Raw genomic sequence first — 17,735 nt, 5'->3', positions numbered from 1 at the left:
CGCCTGTCGCGACCGCCGGGGCAGGTCGCGCGGCAGGTCAGGCCTTGGGGCCCTCGTCGGTCGCCGGCGGCTCGGCCGGGGTCGCGGGCGGCTCGACGGAGCCGGTCTTCGACTCCTCCTTGAACTCGCGAATGGCCTTGCCCGCGTTCTTGCCGAAGTTGGCCAGTTTCGCGCCACCGAAGAGCACCAGCGCCACCACGGCGATGATGACCCATTCCCAACCGCCAAGACTCGGCATGCCGTTCTCCTGTTCCTGCGCCTCGTGGGGGCGACGTTACCCGACGCCGACCGGTGCCCATCTTCCACCCTCCGGACGTGGATCCCCAACGCGGGCCGGGGAATGCTGGCAGATGCTCACGATCGGCCGCGGACGCCGTCCGTTCGACCCACCCCGTCCATCGCCTCGAGGGCCAGCCTTCCGGCCGAGGGCTCGTCCACCGGTGCTGGCCCTCGACCACAAGGCTGGCTGTCGAACCGGAAGGCTGGCCCTCGACGGGACGAGGCGTCGCGAAGAGGGACGCGCAACGGCGGTTCTCACCTGCCGGCGCCGGTCATCGTCCCCCCGCACGACGGCTCGGACGCGCGGGCCCTCGTCCGGGCCCAGCACGCCGAGGACCAGCCATTCGGCCGAGGGCTCGTCCACTGGTGCTGGCCCTCGGCAGCAAGGCTGGCCCTCGAACATGGATGCTGGCCGTCACGTCCGTGGCTGGCCGACCATCGAACATGGGGCGTTGTCGCGGACGGGAGGCGAGCGAGGGACGCGGCGAGCGGGGTACGGTCGTCGCGTCGACAGGAGGTGGCGATGGAACGGTGCCGGGTGATCACGGTGTCCGACCGGTGCGCGGCCGGCGTGCGCGAGGACGAGTCCGGGCCGGTCCTCGTCGCCGCGCTCGAGGCGGCGGGCCACGCCGTGTCGCGCGTGGTGGTGCCGGACGGAGAGGAGAGCGTCCGCGCGGCGCTGCTCGAGGCGCTGGACGCCGGCGACCGCGTCGTCCTCACCACCGGTGGCACGGGCGTCGGCCCGCGCGACCGGACACCCGAGGGCACGCGCGGCGTCCTCGACCGCACCCTTCCCGGCGTGGCGGAACTGCTGCGCGCACGCGGGGCGGCGCGATCCCCGCACGCGGCGCTCAGCCGGGGCGTCGCCGGGGTGGTCGACGCCGTGGACGGGGCCGGCGGCGCCGTGGTCGTGAACCTCCCGGGCAGCCCCCGCGCCGCCGCAGAGGGCATCGAGGTGCTCCTGCCCCTGCTCGCCCACCTGCTCGAGCAGCTCCAGGGTGGTGACCACTGATGCCCGTCGTGCTCGCGGAGGTCCGCGACCACCCGGTGACCTCCGAAGAACTCGCGCGCCTCGTCGCCCGCCCCGACGCCGGGGCGGTCGTGCTGTTCGTCGGGGTCGTCCGCGACCACGACCCGCAGGCGGCCGGACGCGTCGTCGCCCTCGACTACACCTGCCACCCGTCCGCGCCCGCGCGCATCGCGGAGATCGTTGCCACCACGCTCGCCGACGCCGACCCCGCGGGAGACTGCCGGGTGGCCGCGGTGCACCGCACCGGCCACCTGGTGGTGGGGGAGAACGCGTTCGTGGTCGCCGTCTCCTCGCCGCACCGCCGCCTCGCCTTCGCGGTCTGCGCCGACGTGGTCGAGCGGGTGAAGGCGGAGCTCCCGGTCTGGAAGCAGCAGTTCGAGGACGACGGCAGCTACCGCTGGTCGAACCTGTAGGGGGCCGGTCAGCGGCGCCACGCGCCGGACCGCCCCCCGTCCTTCGCGACCAGGCGGACGCCGGCGATCTCGACCCGCTTGTCGAGGCCCTTCACCATGTCGACGACGGCGAGGGCGGCCACGGACACCGCCGTCAGGGCCTCCATCTCCACGCCTGTGCGGTCGACGGCGCGGACGGTGGCCGCGATCGACACGCCCTCGTCGGTGACGGCCAGGTCCACCTCGACGCCGTGGACGCCGATCACGTGCGCCAGCGGGAGCAGCTCCGGCGTCCGCTTCGCCGCGGCGATGCCGGCCACCCTGGCGACCGCCAGGACGTCGCCCTTGGGCACCTCCCCGCCGCGCAGGGCTGCGACCACCGCCGGCGGGCACCGTACGAGACCCTCGGCGGTTGCGCTGCGCGCGGTCACCTGCTTGCCGCTGACGTCGACCATCCGGGCGTGCCCCGCCGCGTCCAGGTGGGTGAACTCGCTCACGTCGTCCTCCTCGGGGACAGCGGCACGGTGGCGACCGTCGCGCTCATCGTGTCCAGGTACAGCATGCGGCCGAACAGCACATCGCCGGCCCCGGTGACCAGCTTGATCGCCTCGGTCGCCATCAGCGCGCCGACCTGGCCGCACATCGACCCGAGCACCCCGACCCCCGCCGCGGTCACCCACGTCGCCGGGTCGGGTGGCTCGGGGTGGAGGTCGCGCAGCGTGATCCCGGGCAGCGTCCCACCCACGCCACGCGGGGTGCTCCAGAACACGCTCACCTGGGCGCGGGTGACCATCACCGCACCCCACACCACAGGGATCCCCAGCTCGGCGCAGGTGTCGCTGATGAGGTAGCGGGTCGGGTAGTTGTCCACGGCGTCGAGCACGAGGTCGTAGCCGCCGAGCACCTCCCGGGCGTTGCCCTCGTCCAGCCGCAGCTCGTGGGTCACCACGCGCACGGCGGGGTCGAGCTCGGCGAGCCGCCGCGCGGCGCTGGCCGCCTTCGGCGTCCCGATCCCCCCGGTGGTGTGCAGCACCTGGCGCTGCAGGTTCACCAGCTCGACGACATCCGCGTCCACCACCCCGAGGGTGCCCACACCGGCAGCGGCGAGGTAGAGCAGGGCGGGGCTGCCGAGCCCGCCGGCGCCCACGACGCAGATGCGGGCGGCGCGCAGCCTGCGCTGCGCGAGCTCGCCGAGCCCGGGGATCGGCAGGTGCCGCGCGAACCGCTCCCGGTCGGACGCGGACAGCGCGCCGGCCGGCTCGACGAGAGGGGCGAGCCTCACCATTCCACCGCTCCCCTGCGCCCCGCCCAGCGGGCGGCGTCCTCCGGGGTGTCCAGGTCGTCGACGACCGCCGCGCCACGGGCCACGCCCCGCAGGCGCAGCGGGGCGAGCAGCCGGTGCATCGCGGTCAGGGGAGGGTCGCCCCGCTCCCCCAGCCGCCGCTCGAGCGCAGCGGTCCGGTAGCACCCCAGCAGCCACTGCAGGCGGCCGTCGTCGTCCACCAGGCAGGCGCCGTCCTCGTCGTCGGACGGCGGGGACGCCAGCAGCGTCGCCACGGCGGCCTCCGCGTCGGGCAGGTCTGCGGCCAGCACCAGCGTCCACGGTGCCTGCCCGTGCGCGCGTCCCAGCGCGGCCAGACCCGCGTCCAGCGCGGCCACCGGGCCGCCGAACGGCGGGTCCTCCCGGGTGCGCAGCACCCCGGACGGCACGTCGGCGTCGCCGACGACCACCACCCGGCGGGCCCCGGCGACCGCGGAGAGGGCGATGTCGAGCAGGCGGCGCCCACCGATCCTCACCGCCGGCTTGTCGATCCCGCCCAGGCGCGACCCGCGTCCCCCGGCGAGCACCACGGCGTCGAAGATCACAGCCACCTCACCTGGAGCGCGTCGCCCGGCTCGACGGCCGTGACGTCCTCTGCGACGACGGCGATCCCGTCCGCCCCGGCCAGCGAGGTGACGACGTGCGACGCCGATCCGCGCCGGTGCGCCGGACGGGCGACCAGCCGGCCGTCGTCCTCGCCGGAGAGCAGGACCGGCACCACCTGACGGCGGCCCTGCGGCGACGTCCACGCTGCCCCCGCCACGGCAGGGAGCCAGCCCGGCCCGGGCCGTCCGAGCATCCGGTCGACAAGCGGGCGGACGAACAGCTCGTAGCTCAGGGACGCCGACAGCGGGTTGCCCGGCAGCGACACCACCGGCACCCCGCGCCACCACGCCCAGCCCTGCGGCTTGCCGGGCTGCACGCGGACGTGCCGGAACGTGCCGCCCGCGCCGGTGAGCACGTCGCGCACCACGTCGTAGGCGCCCACGCTCGCGCCGCCGGTCAGCACCACCAGCGCACAGCCGGACGCGGCGAGGCCGTCGAGCCGGGCCGCCAGGGCCGCGGGCCGGTCGCCGACCGGAGCGGCCGCGACGACCTCTGCCCCGTCCCGGGTGAGCGCCGCGGCCAGCGCGAGGGCGTTGGACTCGTGCACCTGACCGCGCCGCAGCGCCGACCCGTCGGTGACCAGCTCGTCCCCGGTCGCGCACACCGCCACCACCGGCCGCGGCCGCACCGCGACCGTGCGGACGCCTGCGGCGGCCACCGCGCCCACCACGCCCGGGGTGAGCGCCGCCCCGGCGGGGGCGACGAGGTCCCCGGCGTCGACGTCCTCACCGGCCCGGCGCACGTGCGCGCCCCGACGGGCGGGCGGCGCCAGCACGGACACCTCGTCGTCCTCCACCCGGGTGTCCTCGACGGGCACGACCGTATCGGCGAAGGCAGGGAGCGGCGCCCCGGTCATGATGCGCACGCACTCCCCCGGCCCGGCGTCCGGGTCGTCCGCGCTGCCGGCCGGGACGTCACCGACCACCCGCAGCACCGCGGGAGCGCCGGCCACCTCCGCGAACCGGACCGCGTAGCCGTCCATCGCAGAGTTGTCGAAGGCGGGGACGGACGCCGCCGCGGCCACGTCGGCGGCGAGCACGCGCCCGAAGGCGGCGGCCAGCGGCAGCACCTCCGACCGCTCGTCCGGGCGCACCAGGACGAGCAGTTCGTCGAGGTACTCCTCGACCCCGAGCAGCTCACGCATCGGCCGCGGCGACCTCGGGGACGGGCGCGAGGCGCACCAGGCAGGTGGCGGGGGTGGCCCACGGCTCGATGGCGGTCACCGTCCAGCCCTCGCCCGGCCCGATCAGCCCACGCACGAGCCCGAGGTGGAGCTGGCAGACCACCTCCGGGTCGTCGTCGGCGAGGTCGAGGTAGGGGCAGGGGCGCAGCTGCACCACGGTGTCCGGGCCGGGCAGCAGGGTGGGGGCGTAGCCGAGGGCGTCGAGGCTGCCGACCACCCGCTCCAGCGGCGGCAGGGCGCCGGCGCGCTCCTGCTCGGCGCGCAGTTCCGCACCCCACGCCTCGCCGGCGAGGACGGCGTGCGCCCCGCGGTCCTCGACACCCCCGGCGAAGTGCCTGACCATGGCCGCGGCGAGATCCTGGTAGCGATTGGCGCGGTGGCCCGGCGCGGCGCGGTAGAGCACCCGGGGGCGACCGGGGCGACGGCGCGCCTCCGTCTCGCGGGCCACCAGGCCCGCCTCGACCAGCGCGTCGAGGTGGAAGCGGGTCGTGTTGGGGTGGAGGCCGACGGCTGCCGACACCTCCGCGACGTCCACGGGCCCTCCGGTGGTCCGGAGGTGGTCGAGCACCTCCGCGCGGGTGGGCCCCAGGCGTACCGCCACGCCCTCGCTCATCGGATCCTCCTCGCACCGGCACCGTGGGTACCCATGATCCCGCACGCCCGGAACCGTTTCCACTAGAAACTCGTAACTAATCGGGTTACTGTGCAGGCGACACCGACCGTTGGGAGCACCGGGTGCCGACCGCCGTCCTGCCGCTGGGCACGCTCAGCGATGCCCACGGACGGGTCGCGCGTGACCTGCGGGTGTCACTGACCGACCGCTGCAACCTGCGGTGCACCTACTGCATGCCGGCCGAGGGCCTGCCGTGGCTGCCCGGCCGCGACATCCTCACCGACGAAGAAGTGGCCCGCCTCGTGGGCGTGGCCGTGCACCTGCTCGGCGTCCGCAAGGTGCGCTTCACCGGCGGCGAGCCGCTCCTGCGCCCCGGACTCGCCGGCATCGTCGCCGCCGCCACCGGGCTGCGCACCGACGAGGGTGTCCCGCCGGAGACCTCCCTGACCACGAACGGGATCGGCCTCGACCGGCGAGCCGCATCCCTGGCCGGCGCCGGCCTGGGCCGGGTCAACGTCTCGCTGGACTCGCTCGACCGGACGCGGTACGCCGCCCTGGCCCGGCGCGACCGCCTGGACGACGTGCTGGGCGGGCTCGCCGCCGCCGACGCCGCGGGCCTGCACCCGGTGAAGGTGAACACGGTGGTGATGCGGGGTGCGAACGAGCAGGACGTCGTGCCCCTGGCGCGGTTCTGCATCGAGCACGGGTACCGGCTCCGGTTCATCGAGCAGATGCCCCTCGGCCCGGAGCACGGGTGGGACCGCAGCACGATGGTCCCGGCCGCCGAGATCCTGGACGCCCTCCGGACGGCCTTCACCCTCACACCGATCGACGGGCGCGGCGCCGCCCCGGCGCAGGAGTGGCGCGTCGCCGCGGCCCCCGGGCACCCCGCCGGACGCATCGGCGTGATCGCGTCGGTCACCGCGCCGTTCTGCGGAGACTGCGACCGCACCCGCCTCACCGCGGACGGGCAACTGCGCACCTGCCTGTTCAGCCGCACCGAGACCGACCTGCGCACGCCCCTTCGCGACGGGGCGGACGACGTCGAGCTGGCCCGGTTGTGGCTGGGCGCCCACCGCGCCAAGGCCGCCGGGCACGGGATCGACAGCCCCGGCTTCCGTCCACCCGCCCGCACCATGAGTTCGATCGGAGGCTGAACCGTGCAGATCACCTTCTACGCCGGGGCTGCGGACGCGGCCGGCACGACCACCGCCGAGCTGGACGAGGACGGCCTCACGGCCGCGGAACTGCTGGGCCGGCTCAGCCGCGGAGAGGACGCCCTCGCCGCCGTCCTCGGGTGCTGCTCCCTGCTCGTGGACGGCGCTCCGGTGCGCGAGCCCGACACCCGGATCTCCCGCTCGGCAAGGGTGGACGTCCTGCCGCCGTTCGCCGGCGGGTAGCCGCACGGCAGCGTCCGGAATCCCGTCCGGGATTTTTCCGAAAACTTCGTGAAAAGTGCTCCGTGCTGGTTAGCATGAGCCATGACCTCCCCGCGCGCGCACCTGGACGGTCCGGCCGCCGACGCCCTGCTCTCGCTCGGCAAGTACTTCACCAAGTGGGAGGAGACCGCCGACGGGCGCGTGGTCTTCCGTGAGGGCGGGCGCTCGGGCGACGTCTTCTACCGCGACCGCTGGAGTCATGACAAGGTGGTCCGTTCGACGCACGGCGTGAACTGCACCGGGTCGTGCTCGTGGAAGGTCTACGTCAAGGACGGCATCATCACCTGGGAGTCACAGCAGACCGACTACCCCACCACCGGCCCCGACCGCCCCGAGTACGAGCCGCGCGGCTGCCCGCGCGGAGCGGCCTTCTCCTGGTACACCTACTCGCCCACCCGCGTCCGCTACCCCTACGGGCGCGGCGTGCTGGTGGAGGCCTACCGCGAGGCGAAGGCCCGCCTCGGCGACCCGGTCGCCGCCTTCGCAGAGATCTCCTCCGACCCACAGACCCGCAAGCGCTACCAGTCCGCGCGCGGCAAGGGCGGGCTGGTACGCATCTCGTGGAACGAGGCGCTGGAGATCGCTGCCGCGTCCTACGTGCACACCATCGGCACCTACGGCCCCGACCGGTGCGTGTCGTTCTCGCCGATCCCAGCGATGTCGATGGTCTCCCACGCGATCGGCACCCGGTTCAACCACCTCATCGGCGGCGCGATGACGTCGTTCTACGACTGGTACGCCGACCTGCCGGTGGCCAGCCCGCAGGTGTTCGGCGACCAGACCGACGTGCCGGAGTCCGGCGACTGGTGGGACTCCACGTACCTGATGATGTGGGGCTCGAACGTCCCGGTCACCCGCACCCCGGACGCGCACTGGATGGCCGAGGTGCGCTACCGCGGCACCAAGGTGGTCACGGTCTCCCCCGACTACGCCGACAACGTGAAGTTCGCCGACGAGTGGCTGCCGGCCCAGGCCGGCACCGACGCGGCGCTGGCGATGGCGATGGGCCACGTGATCCTGAAGGAGAACTACGTCGAGCGGCAGGTGCCGTTCTTCACCGACTACGTGCGCCAGTACACCGACCTGCCGATGCTGGTCACCCTGGTGGAGCACCCCGACGGCCACGGCCTGACCGCCGCCAAGTTCCTCACCGCCGCCGATCTCGCCGCGAGCGGGACCGGCCGGACGCCCGGCCAGGACGACGAGTTCAAGACCGTCCTGTGGGACCGCGCGACCGGGGCCCCCGCGGTGCCGAACGGCACGATGGGCCACCGGTACACCGAGACCGGCAAGGGCAACTGGAACCTCGACCTCGGTGACCTCGACCCGGCGCTCAGCCTGCTCGACGTGGCCGGGGCACGGGCCGTCGAGCTCGCTCTGCCCTGTTTCGAGGATCCCCGCGGCGAAGGCACGATCGTGCACCGCGGCGTCCCGGCCGTCCGGGTCGGCAAGCACCTCGTGACCACCGTCCTTGACCTGATGCTCGCGCAGTACAACGTGGGACGCGAAGGCCTTCCCGGTACCTGGCCGTCCGGCTACGACGACGTGGAGGCGCCGTACACCCCTGCGTGGCAGGCGGAGATCACGTCCGTGCCCGCGGAGGCGTGCCTGCGCATCGCCCGGGAGTTCGCGAAGAACTCCGAGGACAGCCAGGGCCGCTCGATGATCATCATCGGCGCGGGCATCTGCCACTGGTTCCACGCCGACGTCACCTACCGGGCGATCATGGCGCTGCTGATGCTCACCGGCTGCATCGGGCGCAACGGCGGCGGCTGGGCGCACTACGTCGGCCAGGAGAAGTGCCGCCCCATGACCGGCTGGTTCAACCTGGCCAACGCGCTCGACTGGTCCCGCCCGCCGCGGACGATGATCGGCACCGGCTACTGGTACATGCACACCGACCAGTGGCGCACCGACGGCTACTCCGCGGACCGCGTGAAGTCGCCACTGTCCACGGGCAGCCTGGACGGGCTGCACACCGCGGACGCGATCGCGCTGTCCCACCGGCTGGGCTGGATGCCGTTCTACCCGCAGTTCGACCGCAACCCGCTCGACCTGGCCGACGAGGCCAAGGCGGCGGTGGACGCCGGCGAAGCGGCCACCGTCGGCGAGTGGGTGGCGTCGCGGCTCAAGGACGGCACCCTGGCCTCCGCGCTGGAGGACATCGACGCCCCGGTGAACTGGCCCCGCACGATGGTGGTCTGGCGCTCGAACCTGTTCGGGTCGTCCGCCAAGGGCAACGAGTACTTCCTCAAGCACCTGCTCGGCACCGGCTCGAACCTGATGCCGAACGACCACGCGTCCGAGGCCCGGCCCGAGGTGGTGAACTTCCGCGAGGAGGCTCCCGAGGGCAAGCTCGACCTGCTGATCAGCGCCGACTTCCGGATGACGTCCACGACGCTGCTGTCCGACCTCGTGTTCCCCGCGGCCACCTGGTACGAGAAGTACGACCTGTCGAGCACCGACATGCACCCGTTCGTCCACGCGTTCACCCCGGCGATCGACCCGCCGTGGGAGGCCAAGAGCGACTTCGAGTTCTTCACCCTGCTGGCCCGCGCGATCTCGCGGCTCGCCGAGACCCACCTCGGCACGCGCTCCGACCTGGTCGCCGTCCCGCTGCAGCACGACACCCCCGGCCAGGTGGCCCAGCCCGGCGGCCATGTCTACGACTGGCGCGGCACCCACCTGCCCGCCGTCCCGGGGAAGAACCTGCCGCAGCTGATGGTGGTGGAGCGCGACTACACCGCGATCGCGGACAAGCTCGCCACTGTCGGCCCGCTCGCCGACCGGCTCGGCTTCACGGTGAAGAACATCACCTACGACATGAACGAACCGGTGAAGCGGCTCGCCGGGTTGCACGGCGTCATGCCCACCGGCGCGGGCGCGGGGCGCCCGGCGATCGACACCGACGCCCGCTTCGCCGAGGCGATCCTCACCTGCTCGGGCACCACCAACGGGGCGCTGGCCACCCAGGGTTTCCACGACCTCGAGGCGAAGACCGGACGGAAGCTCGCCGACCTCTCCGAGGGCCAGGAGGAGCGGATCATCACCTTCGCCCAGACCCAGGCGTCCCCCCAGCCGGTGATCACCTCCCCGGAGTGGTCGGGCTCGGAGACGGGTGGACGCCGCTACGCCGCGTTCACGATCAACACCGAGCGGCTGAAGCCCTGGCACACCCTTTCGGGACGGATGCACTTCTTCCTCGACCACGACTGGATGATCGACGCCGGCGAGCAGCTGCCGACGTTCCGCCCGCCGCTGGACATGACCCGGGCGTTCGGCGAGCCGGAGCTCGGCCCGACCGGCGAGAAGGCGATCACCGTCCGCTACCTGACGGTGCACAACAAGTGGTCGATCCATTCGGAGTACCAGGACAACCTGTTCATGCTCAGCCTCGGCCGCGGCGGGCCGCAGGCCTGGCTGAGCGTCGCGGACGCGGCCAGCATCGGCGTGGCCGACAACGACTGGATCGAGCTCACCAACGCGAACGGCGTCTTCGTGGCCCGGGCGGTGGTGACCCACAAGCTCCCCGACGGCATCTGCTACGTCCAGCATGCCCAGGAGCGAACCATCGACGTACCCAAGTCGGAGGCCACCGGCAAGCGCGGCGGCATCCACAACTCGGTCACCCGGATCCTGGTGAAACCGACCCACCTGATCGGCGCGTACGCCCAGCTCGCCTACGCCTTCAACTACCTCGGCCCCACCGGGGTGCAACGCGACATCGTCTCCACCGTCCGCCGCCGCTCGCAGGAGGTGACCTACTGATGGCCCCGAAGCGCGTGATGGCCCAGGTGGCCATGGTGATGAACCTCGACAAGTGCATCGGCTGCCACACCTGCTCGGTCACCTGCAAGCAGGCCTGGACGAACCGGGCCGGCACCGAGTACGTGTGGTTCAACAACGTCGAGACCCGTCCGGGCCTGGGCTACCCGCGCCGGTACGAGGACCAGGAGACCTGGCAGGGCGGCTGGGTGCGGACGAAGTCCGGCGGGCTGAAGCTACGCTCGGGCGGCCGCTTCCAGAAGTTGCTGAGCATCTTCGCCTCGCCCGTCCAGCCAGAGCTCGCCGACTACTACGAGCCCTGGACCTACGACTACCAGAACCTGATCTCCGCCCCGCTCGGCGACGACTTCCCGGTGGCCCGGCCCAAGTCGCTGATCACCGGCGAGGACACGAAGATCACCTGGAGCGCCAACTGGGACGACTCCCTCGGGGGCGTCCACGCCACCGGCGACACCGACCCGATCGTGGCGAAACTCCGCGAGCAGGCCAACGAGCAGATCCGCTTCGAGTACGAGAAGAGCTTCATGTTCTTCCTGCCGCGCATCTGCGAACACTGCCTGAACCCGTCGTGCATGGCGTCCTGCCCGTCGGGGGCGATCTACAAGCGGGCCGAGGACGGCATCGTCCTTGTCGACCAGGACCGCTGCCGCGGCTGGCGGCAGTGCATCACCGGCTGCCCGTACAAGAAGATGTACTTCAACCACCGCTCCGGCAAGGCAGAGAAGTGCACGTTCTGCTACCCGCGCATCGAGGTCGGCCTGCCGACGGTGTGCTCGGAGACCTGCGTCGGACGCCTGCGCTACCTCGGCATCATCCTGTACGACCCGGACGCGGTGCTCGCGGCGGCGTCGGTGGACGAGAAGGACCTGTACGAGGCCCAGCTGGACCTGATGCTCGACCCGCACGACCCCGAGGTCGTCGCGCTGGCGCGTGCGGGCGGGATGCCGGACGACTGGATCAGCGCCGCCCAGCGCTCGCCGGTCTACGCCCTGATCAAGCACTTCAAGGTCGCGCTGCCGCTGCACCCGGAGTACCGGACGATGCCGATGGTCTGGTACATCCCGCCGCTGTCGCCGGTGGTCGACCTCCTCAAGGAGCAGGGGCACGACGCCGAGGCCGCCGGCAACCTCTTCGGTGCGATCGACGCCCTCCGGATCCCGGTCAGCTACCTCGCCGAGCTGTTCACCGCCGGCGACACCGGGATCGTCACCGGGGTCCTCCAGAAGCTGGCCGCGATGCGCGCCTACATGCGGGGAGTGACGCTGGGCACCGGCCGGGACGCCGAACTGGCCGCGGCGGTCGGGATGACGCCGGAGGCGCTCGAGCAGCTGTACCGGCTGCTGGCCATCGCGAAGTACGCCGACCGCTACGTCATCCCCAAAGCCCACCGCGAGGAGGCGCACGGCCTCGAGGAACTGGCCTGCTCGCTCGACTTCGAGGGCGGCCCCGGCATGTACGACTCCGGGCCGTTCGGCGAGGCGTCCGGACGGCCGGTGCCGGTGGCGATCGAGACCTACACCGCGCTGAAGGCGCGGCAGCGCGCCGAGGAGGCGGCCTCGTCCGACCAGCTCGCCCACCGTGCCGGCCTGCTCAACTGGGACGCGAACGAGGACCCCCGGTGATCGGCCGCAGGCGCACCGCGACGCTCGCACCCGACCGGCCGGCGGCCCACGCGCCGGTCGTCCTCCAGGCCGCTGCCCTCGTGCTGGCCTACCCAGAAGCCGAACTGCTCGACCGCCTCGAGGTTCTCGAATCCGCGCTCCGGGACACCCCGGCGGTCGAGCAGTTCGCCCCCGTCCTCGCCCACCTGCGCGGACGCCCGCTGGGCGAGCTCCAGGCGTTCCACGTCCAGGAGTTCGACCTGTCGCGCAGGCATGCGCTGCACCTGTCCTACTGGACCGACGGCGACACGCGTCGCCGCGGCGAGGTGCTCGCCGACGTGAAGCAGGTGTACCGCGAGTCCGGCCTGGTGGTCGACCTGTGCGGCGAACTGCCCGACTACCTGCCGATGGTCCTGGAGTTCGCCGCCATCGACCCCGGCCGCGGGCTCGTGCTGCTCCAACGGTTCCGGGCGAGCGTCGAGCTGATCCGGCTCGGGCTCGAGCACGACCGGCTCCCCCACGCCGGCGTCATCGCGGCGATCTGCGACCTGCTCCCCGGCGAGTCCCCCCGGAACCGCGCCGACGTACAGGCCCGCTTCGGCGAGGTCCAGCCGGTCGAGTTCGTCGGCCTCAACGGCGTGGTCAGGAGCTGACATGGACATCCTGCTGTGGGGCGTCCTGCCCTATTTGGTGGCCCTCGCCCTCGTTGGCGGGCTGGTGTGGCGGTACCGCTACGACCAGTTCGGGTGGACGACCCGCTCGTCGCAGCTGTACGAGTCGCGACTGCTCCGGATCGCGTCCCCGCTGTTCCACTACGGGCTGTTCGTGGTGCTCGCCGGCCACATCGCCGGGCTCTTCGTCCCGAAGGCGTGGACGGACGTCGTGATCACCCAGGAGACCTACCACCTGGTCGCCCTCGGCGCGGGCACGCTGGCCGGCATCGCGACCCTGGTGGGCATCGTCCTGCTGATCTACCGTCGCCGCACCACCGGCCCGGTCTTCCTCGCCACCACGAACAACGACAAGCTGATGTACGTCGTGCTGGTGGCGGCGATCGTGTTCGGCATGGTGGCGACCCTCACCGGCAGCGTGACACCCACCGGCGAGGAGCACAACTACCGCGAGACCGTCTCGGTCTGGTTCCGCTCGCTGCTGGTGTTCTCCCCGGACGTCGAGGCGATGGCGGCCAGCACCTGGCAGTTCAAGGTCCACATCCTGGTGGCGTTCGGCCTGTTCGTGCTGATCCCGTTCAGCCGGCTCGTCCACGCGTTCACCGTCCCCCTGCACTACCTGTTCCGGCCCTACGTCGTGTACCGCAGCCGGGACGTCGTCGCACCCACGCCCTCCCGCGGACGCGTCCGCGGCTGGGACCCCGTCGGCACCCAGGATCGCGACCGGAAGACCCGATGACCCAGACCACCACCCACGCCGCCGGGCACCACGGCGACGACGTGATCCCGCCCGTCCACGACACCGGGCGCGGGGCGAACCGCGTGCTGGCGATGTCGACGATCGACTTCACCGTGATGTTCGCGGTGTGGCTGATGTTCGGCATCCTCGGCATCGAGATCCAGAAGGAGCTGCTGCTCGACGACGTCCAGCTGTCCTGGATCACCGCGCTCGCGGTCCTGAACGGATCGATGTGGCGACTGCCCGCCGGCATGCTCGCCGACCGCATCGGCGGACGCAAGGTGACGATCGCCATGCTCGCCGCCACGGCCGTCCCCGCCTACCTCGTCTCGACGGCCCACAGCTACGGCGTGCTGCTCCTGCTCGCCTTCCTCGTCGGCTTCGCGGGCAACCTGTTCAGCGTGGGCATCGCGTGGAACGCTGCCTGGTTCGGTCGCGAGCGCCAAGGCTTCGCGCTGGGCCTGTTCGGCGCCGGCAACATCGGCGCGTCCGTCACGAAGTTCATCGGCCCGCCGCTGATCGCCGGCACCGCGGGCGCGACCTTCGCCTTCGGAGTGCAGGGCGGCTGGCGGCTCGTCCCCGTCATCTACGCCGTGCTGCTGGTCGTCCTGGCCGTGCTGACCTGGGCGATCGTCCCCCGCCACGACCGCCTCGCCGGGGAGTCGAAGCCCGTCCGCGACATGCTGGCACCGCTCTCCCACGTCAGGGTGTGGCGCTTCAGCCTCTACTACGTGGCGGTCTTCGGCGCCTATGTCGCGCTGTCGGCCTGGCTCCCGAAGTACTACGTCGACAACTTCGGCCTCAGCCTCTACCCGGCGGCGTTGCTCACCGCCCTGTTCATCTTCCCCGCCTCGCTGCTACGGCCGCTGGGCGGGTGGATCTCCGACCGGATCGGGGCCCGCACGGTCATGTACGCCACCTTCGCGCTGATGCTGGCCACCACGGGCGTGCTGATGATGCCCAACGGGCACATCGTGATCACCCACGCCGACGGCCGGCAGACCGAGCACCTGGGCTACGCGATCAACGTGTGGTGGTTCACCGCGCTCGTCTTCCTCCTCGGCTGCGCGATGGGAGTGGGCAAGGCAGCGGTCTACAAGCACATCCCCGAGTACTTCCCCGGCAACGTCGGCTCGGTCGGCGGACTCGTCGGAATGCTGGGCGGCCTGGGCGGATTCATCCTTCCGCCGCTGTTCGCTTACACCAAGCTGTGGAGCGGCTTCCCGACCAGCACCTTCTTCGTGCTGTTCGTGCTCACCGCGATCTGCGCGACCTGGATGCACCTCACCGTCGTCCGGATGCTGCACGCGCAGGCCCCCGAACTCGCCGACCACTTCGACACCGAACACATCGACACCAGGACGCCCCAGGAGGCACGCGCGTGAGCAGCAGGATCGTCGAACGACTCCAGGCCGGGCCGGAATGGGTCCGCTCCTGGGACCCCGAGAACGAGGAGAGCTGGGATTCGAGGCTGGCGTGGCGAACCCTGTGGATCACCACCTTCACCCTCACCCTGTGCTTCGTCGCCTGGTTCCTCCCCTCGGCCATCGTGCCGAAGCTCAACGCCATCGGGTACTCCTTCACCAAGGAGCAGCTGTACTGGCTGGCGGCCGTCCCCGGCCTGTCCGGTGGCCTGCTGCGCATCGTGTGGATGGTCCTGCCCCCGATCATGGGGACGCGCAAGATGGTGGCCGCGACCACCCTGCTGCTCTTCCTCCCTGTCCTCGGCTGGGGCGTGCGCTCGATGTCGCCGACCGCCCCCTACTGGGAGCTGCTGGTGCTGGCCTTCCTCGCCGGCATCGGCGGCGGAGCCTTCTCCGGCTTCATGCCGTCCACCTCGTACTTCTTCCCGCGCCGGAAGCAGGGCACGGCGCTCGGCCTGCAGGCCGGCATCGGCAACTTCGGCGTCTCGCTCGTCCAGCTGCTCACGCCCTGGCTGATCGGCCTGGGCATGCTGTGGTGGCTGGGCCAGAGCCAGATGATGAAGATCCCGGGCAAGCCCGACCGCGAGGTGTGGTACCAGGCGGCGTCCTTCGTGTGGCTGCCCTTCATCCTGGTCGGTGCGTGGATCGCGTGGCAGTACCTGAAGTCGGTGCCGGTCACCGCGAACATCCGGCAGCAGTTCGACATCTTCCGCAACCAGGACACCTGGTGGATGACCGTGCTCTACATCATGACCTTCGGCACCTTCTCCGGCCTCTCGGCCCAGTTCGGCCTGCTGGTGATCAACCTGTACGGCTCGGGCAACCCCGGAATCGTCCAGGGCACCGGCGCGACGGCGCAGATCCTCGTCTCCGGCTACTCGGTGCCCGATCCCGCGGCCTTCGTGTTCCTCGGCCCGCTGGTCGGGGCGGGCGCCCGCGTGCTCTTCTCCCCGCTCACCGACCGCATGGGCGGCGCCCTGTGGACGCTGGTGTCCGGGGTCGGCCTGGCCGCCTCGATCGCCTGGACGATCCCCGCCCTGAGCCCCGATCTCACCAGCGCGGCCACGCTGCAGGCCGGCTTCAGCCAGTTCCTGTGGGGGATGCTCGCGATCTTCCTGTTCGCCGGGATCGGCAACGCCTCGACCTTCAAGCAGATGCCGATGATCTTCGAGCGTCGCCAGGCCGGCGGGGTGATCGGGTGGACCAGCGCGATCGCCGCCTTCGGGCCGTTCCTGTTCGGCGTCGGGCTGACCATCATGCCCGCGCAGGTCTTCTACGGCATCGGGGTCGCGTGGGCGGTCCTGTGCATCGTCATCACGTGGTGGCGCTACGCCCGGCCGGGCGCGCCGCGGCGGTCCTGAGGCCCCTCAGAAGTGGCCCGCACCGTCCAGCTGGGCGACGATGTGGGCCAGCAGCGGACCGGCCACGCCGATCGCGTCCCGGACCCCGCCACGCGAGCCGGGGGCCGTCAGTACGAACACCGGCGGCTCGCCGGCCACCACGCCGGCCACCTCCCGCGACACCAGGGCGGACGCGACGTGCGCGGCGCCGCGCCGGCGGATCTCCTCGCCGATCCCGGGCAGCCGGTAGGCGAGCAGGGGCTCGACGGCCTCGACCGTGACGTCACGCGGGCCGATTCCCGTGCCGCCGCAGGTGACCACCACCCGGCACCCACCCCCGATCGCGCGGCGCACGGCGGCGGCGATCGCCTGCCGGTCGTCGCCGACGACCACGAGGTCCGCCCGTGCCCCGTGGGCGGCCAGCAGCTCGACCGCGACCGGGCCGGCCCGGTTCTCGTCCGCGCCGGTCGCGATCTCGTCGGAGACCACGATGACGGTGGCCGGGATGTTCTCCATCCCCCGACCCTAGCCTCCGCCCGTCCACCGCGAGCGTGGGCTGCACGGGCCGCCGACCTCTGGTACGATACCCCCCGGGGTATGAGTCACCGCCGGTCGGGCGGCCTCGGTGCCGGACGCTGACTCACCATGGCCGGCGCCGGACCGTCCGGCCGGCGGCCTGCATCGGAGAGGCGGGACCATGTGCAGTCCAGCGGTGTGCGACCACTGCGGCCGGACGACCTGGCGGGGGTGCGGCATGCACGTCGAGCAGGTACTCGCGGCGGTTCCGGCCGGCCAGCGCTGCGCCTGTGCCCACGCCCCGGCGCGTCCGGCCCACTGGTACCCGCGCCGCCCTCTCGGCACCGCGCGATGAGTTCGCCCGAGGAGTTCTTCGCCCGCGTCCCCCGTTCGACGGGAGCCGTCCGGGCCACGCCCGCCTCCGGCCCCGCCTACTGGCGCACGGCGTGGACGCCGCGCCACACCGTGGCGGCCGTCCTGCTCGCCGCGGCCCTGTTCGCGCTCAACGGCACGGTGGCGGGCTGGGGCACCGGACCCGCGATCCTCGGCGTCCTGGCGCTGGTCAGCGTGGCCGGGGCCCTCGTGCTGGCGAGCTACCTGCCCTCCCCCGGCGCGCCGGCCACCGCCAGCACCTGCGCGGCCGGCCCGGCGGTGATGACGATCGCGGCGACCTTCCTCATCGGGCAGCAGCCGGTCACCCTTGCCTCCGTGGCCCTGGCGGGACTGCTGCTCGTGCCGGCCGCGGGCCTGCGCACGTTCGGCCCCACGGCCTGCGTGAGCTGACCGTGCGCCGGC

At 72.4% G+C, this 17,735-nt stretch carries 18 protein-coding genes; 11 read left to right on the top strand and 7 right to left on the bottom strand.

Annotated elements, in window-relative coordinates:
- Positions 1–37 precede the first annotated feature (37 nt).
- Complete coding sequence (locus tag ACFQQJ_RS04490; RefSeq protein WP_377104534.1) at positions 38–238, bottom strand: twin-arginine translocase TatA/TatE family subunit; 201 nt, start codon at positions 236–238, stop codon at positions 38–40.
- A gap of 564 nt (positions 239–802) precedes the next feature.
- Between ACFQQJ_RS04490 and ACFQQJ_RS04485 the strand changes: the two genes are divergently transcribed.
- Both ACFQQJ_RS04485 and ACFQQJ_RS04480 read left to right on the top strand, forming a co-directional pair.
- Positions 803–1,291, top strand: a complete 489-nt coding sequence (locus ACFQQJ_RS04485) for a molybdenum cofactor biosynthesis protein B (protein ID WP_377104532.1) — start codon at positions 803–805, stop codon at positions 1,289–1,291.
- Positions 1,291–1,722 carry a molybdenum cofactor biosynthesis protein MoaE gene (locus ACFQQJ_RS04480; protein WP_377104530.1) on the top strand — a complete coding sequence of 144 codons (432 nt, stop codon included), beginning with the start codon at positions 1,291–1,293 and terminating at the stop codon, positions 1,720–1,722. Before ACFQQJ_RS04485 ends, ACFQQJ_RS04480 begins: the two co-directional genes overlap by 1 nt.
- Before the next feature lie 8 nt (positions 1,723–1,730).
- On the opposite strand, the gene moaC is transcribed toward ACFQQJ_RS04480, so the two are convergent.
- The 5 genes from moaC to ACFQQJ_RS04455 are packed head-to-tail and all read right to left on the bottom strand — an operon-like array spanning position 1,731 to position 5,424.
- Complete coding sequence (moaC, locus tag ACFQQJ_RS04475) at positions 1,731–2,198, bottom strand: cyclic pyranopterin monophosphate synthase MoaC (RefSeq protein WP_377104528.1); 468 nt, start codon at positions 2,196–2,198, stop codon at positions 1,731–1,733.
- Positions 2,195–2,986 (bottom strand): HesA/MoeB/ThiF family protein, encoded by a 792-nt coding sequence (locus ACFQQJ_RS04470; RefSeq protein ID WP_377104526.1) that lies wholly within the window; start codon positions 2,984–2,986, stop codon positions 2,195–2,197. The genes moaC and ACFQQJ_RS04470 overlap by 4 nt, the downstream gene beginning before the upstream one ends.
- The gene (locus tag ACFQQJ_RS04465) at positions 2,980–3,573 is read right to left on the bottom strand and encodes a molybdenum cofactor guanylyltransferase (protein WP_377104524.1); all 594 of its coding nucleotides are present in this window, start codon (positions 3,571–3,573) and stop codon (positions 2,980–2,982) included. The genes ACFQQJ_RS04470 and ACFQQJ_RS04465 overlap by 7 nt, the downstream gene beginning before the upstream one ends.
- On the bottom strand, positions 3,564–4,772 hold the full coding sequence (gene glp / locus ACFQQJ_RS04460; protein ID WP_377104522.1) for a gephyrin-like molybdotransferase Glp: 1,209 nt from the start codon (positions 4,770–4,772) through the stop codon (positions 3,564–3,566). The genes ACFQQJ_RS04465 and glp overlap by 10 nt, the downstream gene beginning before the upstream one ends.
- Entirely contained in the window at positions 4,765–5,424 is a 660-nt protein-coding gene (locus ACFQQJ_RS04455; protein WP_377104520.1) for a helix-turn-helix transcriptional regulator, read from the bottom strand. Before ACFQQJ_RS04455 ends, glp begins: the two co-directional genes overlap by 8 nt.
- Before the next feature lie 122 nt (positions 5,425–5,546).
- Between ACFQQJ_RS04455 and moaA the strand changes: the two genes are divergently transcribed.
- The 8 genes from moaA (at position 5,547) to ACFQQJ_RS04415 (ending at position 16,445) form a co-directional block, all read left to right on the top strand.
- A complete protein-coding gene (gene moaA, locus ACFQQJ_RS04450) occupies positions 5,547–6,581 on the top strand; it encodes a GTP 3',8-cyclase MoaA (RefSeq protein WP_377104518.1) in 1,035 nt (344 codons plus the stop codon).
- A 3-nt stretch (positions 6,582–6,584) separates the two neighbouring features.
- Positions 6,585–6,824 (top strand): MoaD/ThiS family protein, encoded by a 240-nt coding sequence (locus ACFQQJ_RS04445; RefSeq protein WP_377104516.1) that lies wholly within the window; start codon positions 6,585–6,587, stop codon positions 6,822–6,824.
- Positions 6,825–6,905: 81 nt separating this feature from the next.
- The gene (locus ACFQQJ_RS04440) at positions 6,906–10,631 is read left to right on the top strand and encodes a nitrate reductase subunit alpha (protein WP_377104514.1); all 3,726 of its coding nucleotides are present in this window, start codon (positions 6,906–6,908) and stop codon (positions 10,629–10,631) included.
- The gene (narH, locus tag ACFQQJ_RS04435; RefSeq protein ID WP_377104512.1) at positions 10,631–12,271 is read left to right on the top strand and encodes a nitrate reductase subunit beta; all 1,641 of its coding nucleotides are present in this window, start codon (positions 10,631–10,633) and stop codon (positions 12,269–12,271) included. Before ACFQQJ_RS04440 ends, narH begins: the two co-directional genes overlap by 1 nt.
- A complete protein-coding gene (gene narJ, locus ACFQQJ_RS04430; RefSeq protein ID WP_377104510.1) occupies positions 12,268–12,903 on the top strand; it encodes a nitrate reductase molybdenum cofactor assembly chaperone in 636 nt (211 codons plus the stop codon). Before narH ends, narJ begins: the two co-directional genes overlap by 4 nt.
- Before the next feature lies 1 nt (position 12,904).
- Positions 12,905–13,660 carry a respiratory nitrate reductase subunit gamma gene (gene narI, locus ACFQQJ_RS04425; RefSeq protein ID WP_377104508.1) on the top strand — a complete coding sequence of 252 codons (756 nt, stop codon included), beginning with the start codon at positions 12,905–12,907 and terminating at the stop codon, positions 13,658–13,660.
- Entirely contained in the window at positions 13,657–15,045 is a 1,389-nt protein-coding gene (locus tag ACFQQJ_RS04420) for a nitrate/nitrite transporter (RefSeq protein WP_377104506.1), read from the top strand. The genes narI and ACFQQJ_RS04420 overlap by 4 nt, the downstream gene beginning before the upstream one ends.
- Positions 15,042–16,445: an MFS transporter gene (locus tag ACFQQJ_RS04415; protein ID WP_377104504.1), complete on the top strand. Its 1,404-nt coding sequence runs from the start codon at positions 15,042–15,044 to the stop codon at positions 16,443–16,445. The genes ACFQQJ_RS04420 and ACFQQJ_RS04415 overlap by 4 nt, the downstream gene beginning before the upstream one ends.
- 6 nt (positions 16,446–16,451) lie before the next feature.
- Here the strand turns inward: ACFQQJ_RS04415 and ACFQQJ_RS04410 are convergent, their stop codons facing one another.
- Positions 16,452–16,940 carry a molybdenum cofactor biosynthesis protein B gene (locus ACFQQJ_RS04410; RefSeq protein WP_377104502.1) on the bottom strand — a complete coding sequence of 163 codons (489 nt, stop codon included), beginning with the start codon at positions 16,938–16,940 and terminating at the stop codon, positions 16,452–16,454.
- 351 nt (positions 16,941–17,291) lie between these two features.
- Between ACFQQJ_RS04410 and ACFQQJ_RS04405 the strand changes: the two genes are divergently transcribed.
- On the top strand, positions 17,292–17,723 hold the full coding sequence (locus ACFQQJ_RS04405) for a hypothetical protein (RefSeq protein ID WP_377104500.1): 432 nt from the start codon (positions 17,292–17,294) through the stop codon (positions 17,721–17,723).
- The last annotated feature ends 12 nt before the right edge of the window (positions 17,724–17,735 follow it).

This window comes from Propionicimonas sp. T2.31MG-18 (assembly GCF_964266745.1).
Lineage (GTDB): Bacteria > Actinomycetota > Actinomycetes > Propionibacteriales > Propionibacteriaceae > Propionicimonas.
Note: the sequence above shows the minus strand (reverse complement) of the source record. Positions and strands in the feature narration are given on the sequence as shown.

Coding starts and splice junctions, on each gene's coding strand:
- narI (WP_377104508.1), top strand. CDS start 12,905: ATGGACATCCTGCTGTGGGGCGTCCTGCCCTATTTGGTGGCCCTCGCC.
- ACFQQJ_RS04485 (WP_377104532.1), top strand. CDS start 803: ATGGAACGGTGCCGGGTGATCACGGTGTCCGACCGGTGCGCGGCCGGC.
- narH (WP_377104512.1), top strand. CDS start 10,631: ATGGCCCCGAAGCGCGTGATGGCCCAGGTGGCCATGGTGATGAACCTC.
- ACFQQJ_RS04440 (WP_377104514.1), top strand. CDS start 6,906: ATGACCTCCCCGCGCGCGCACCTGGACGGTCCGGCCGCCGACGCCCTG.
- ACFQQJ_RS04455 (WP_377104520.1), bottom strand. CDS start 5,424: ATGAGCGAGGGCGTGGCGGTACGCCTGGGGCCCACCCGCGCGGAGGTG.
- ACFQQJ_RS04420 (WP_377104506.1), top strand. CDS start 13,657: ATGACCCAGACCACCACCCACGCCGCCGGGCACCACGGCGACGACGTG.
- glp (WP_377104522.1), bottom strand. CDS start 4,772: ATGCGTGAGCTGCTCGGGGTCGAGGAGTACCTCGACGAACTGCTCGTC.
- ACFQQJ_RS04470 (WP_377104526.1), bottom strand. CDS start 2,986: ATGGTGAGGCTCGCCCCTCTCGTCGAGCCGGCCGGCGCGCTGTCCGCG.
- ACFQQJ_RS04405 (WP_377104500.1), top strand. CDS start 17,292: ATGAGTTCGCCCGAGGAGTTCTTCGCCCGCGTCCCCCGTTCGACGGGA.
- ACFQQJ_RS04410 (WP_377104502.1), bottom strand. CDS start 16,940: ATGGAGAACATCCCGGCCACCGTCATCGTGGTCTCCGACGAGATCGCG.
- ACFQQJ_RS04490 (WP_377104534.1), bottom strand. CDS start 238: ATGCCGAGTCTTGGCGGTTGGGAATGGGTCATCATCGCCGTGGTGGCG.
- ACFQQJ_RS04480 (WP_377104530.1), top strand. CDS start 1,291: ATGCCCGTCGTGCTCGCGGAGGTCCGCGACCACCCGGTGACCTCCGAA.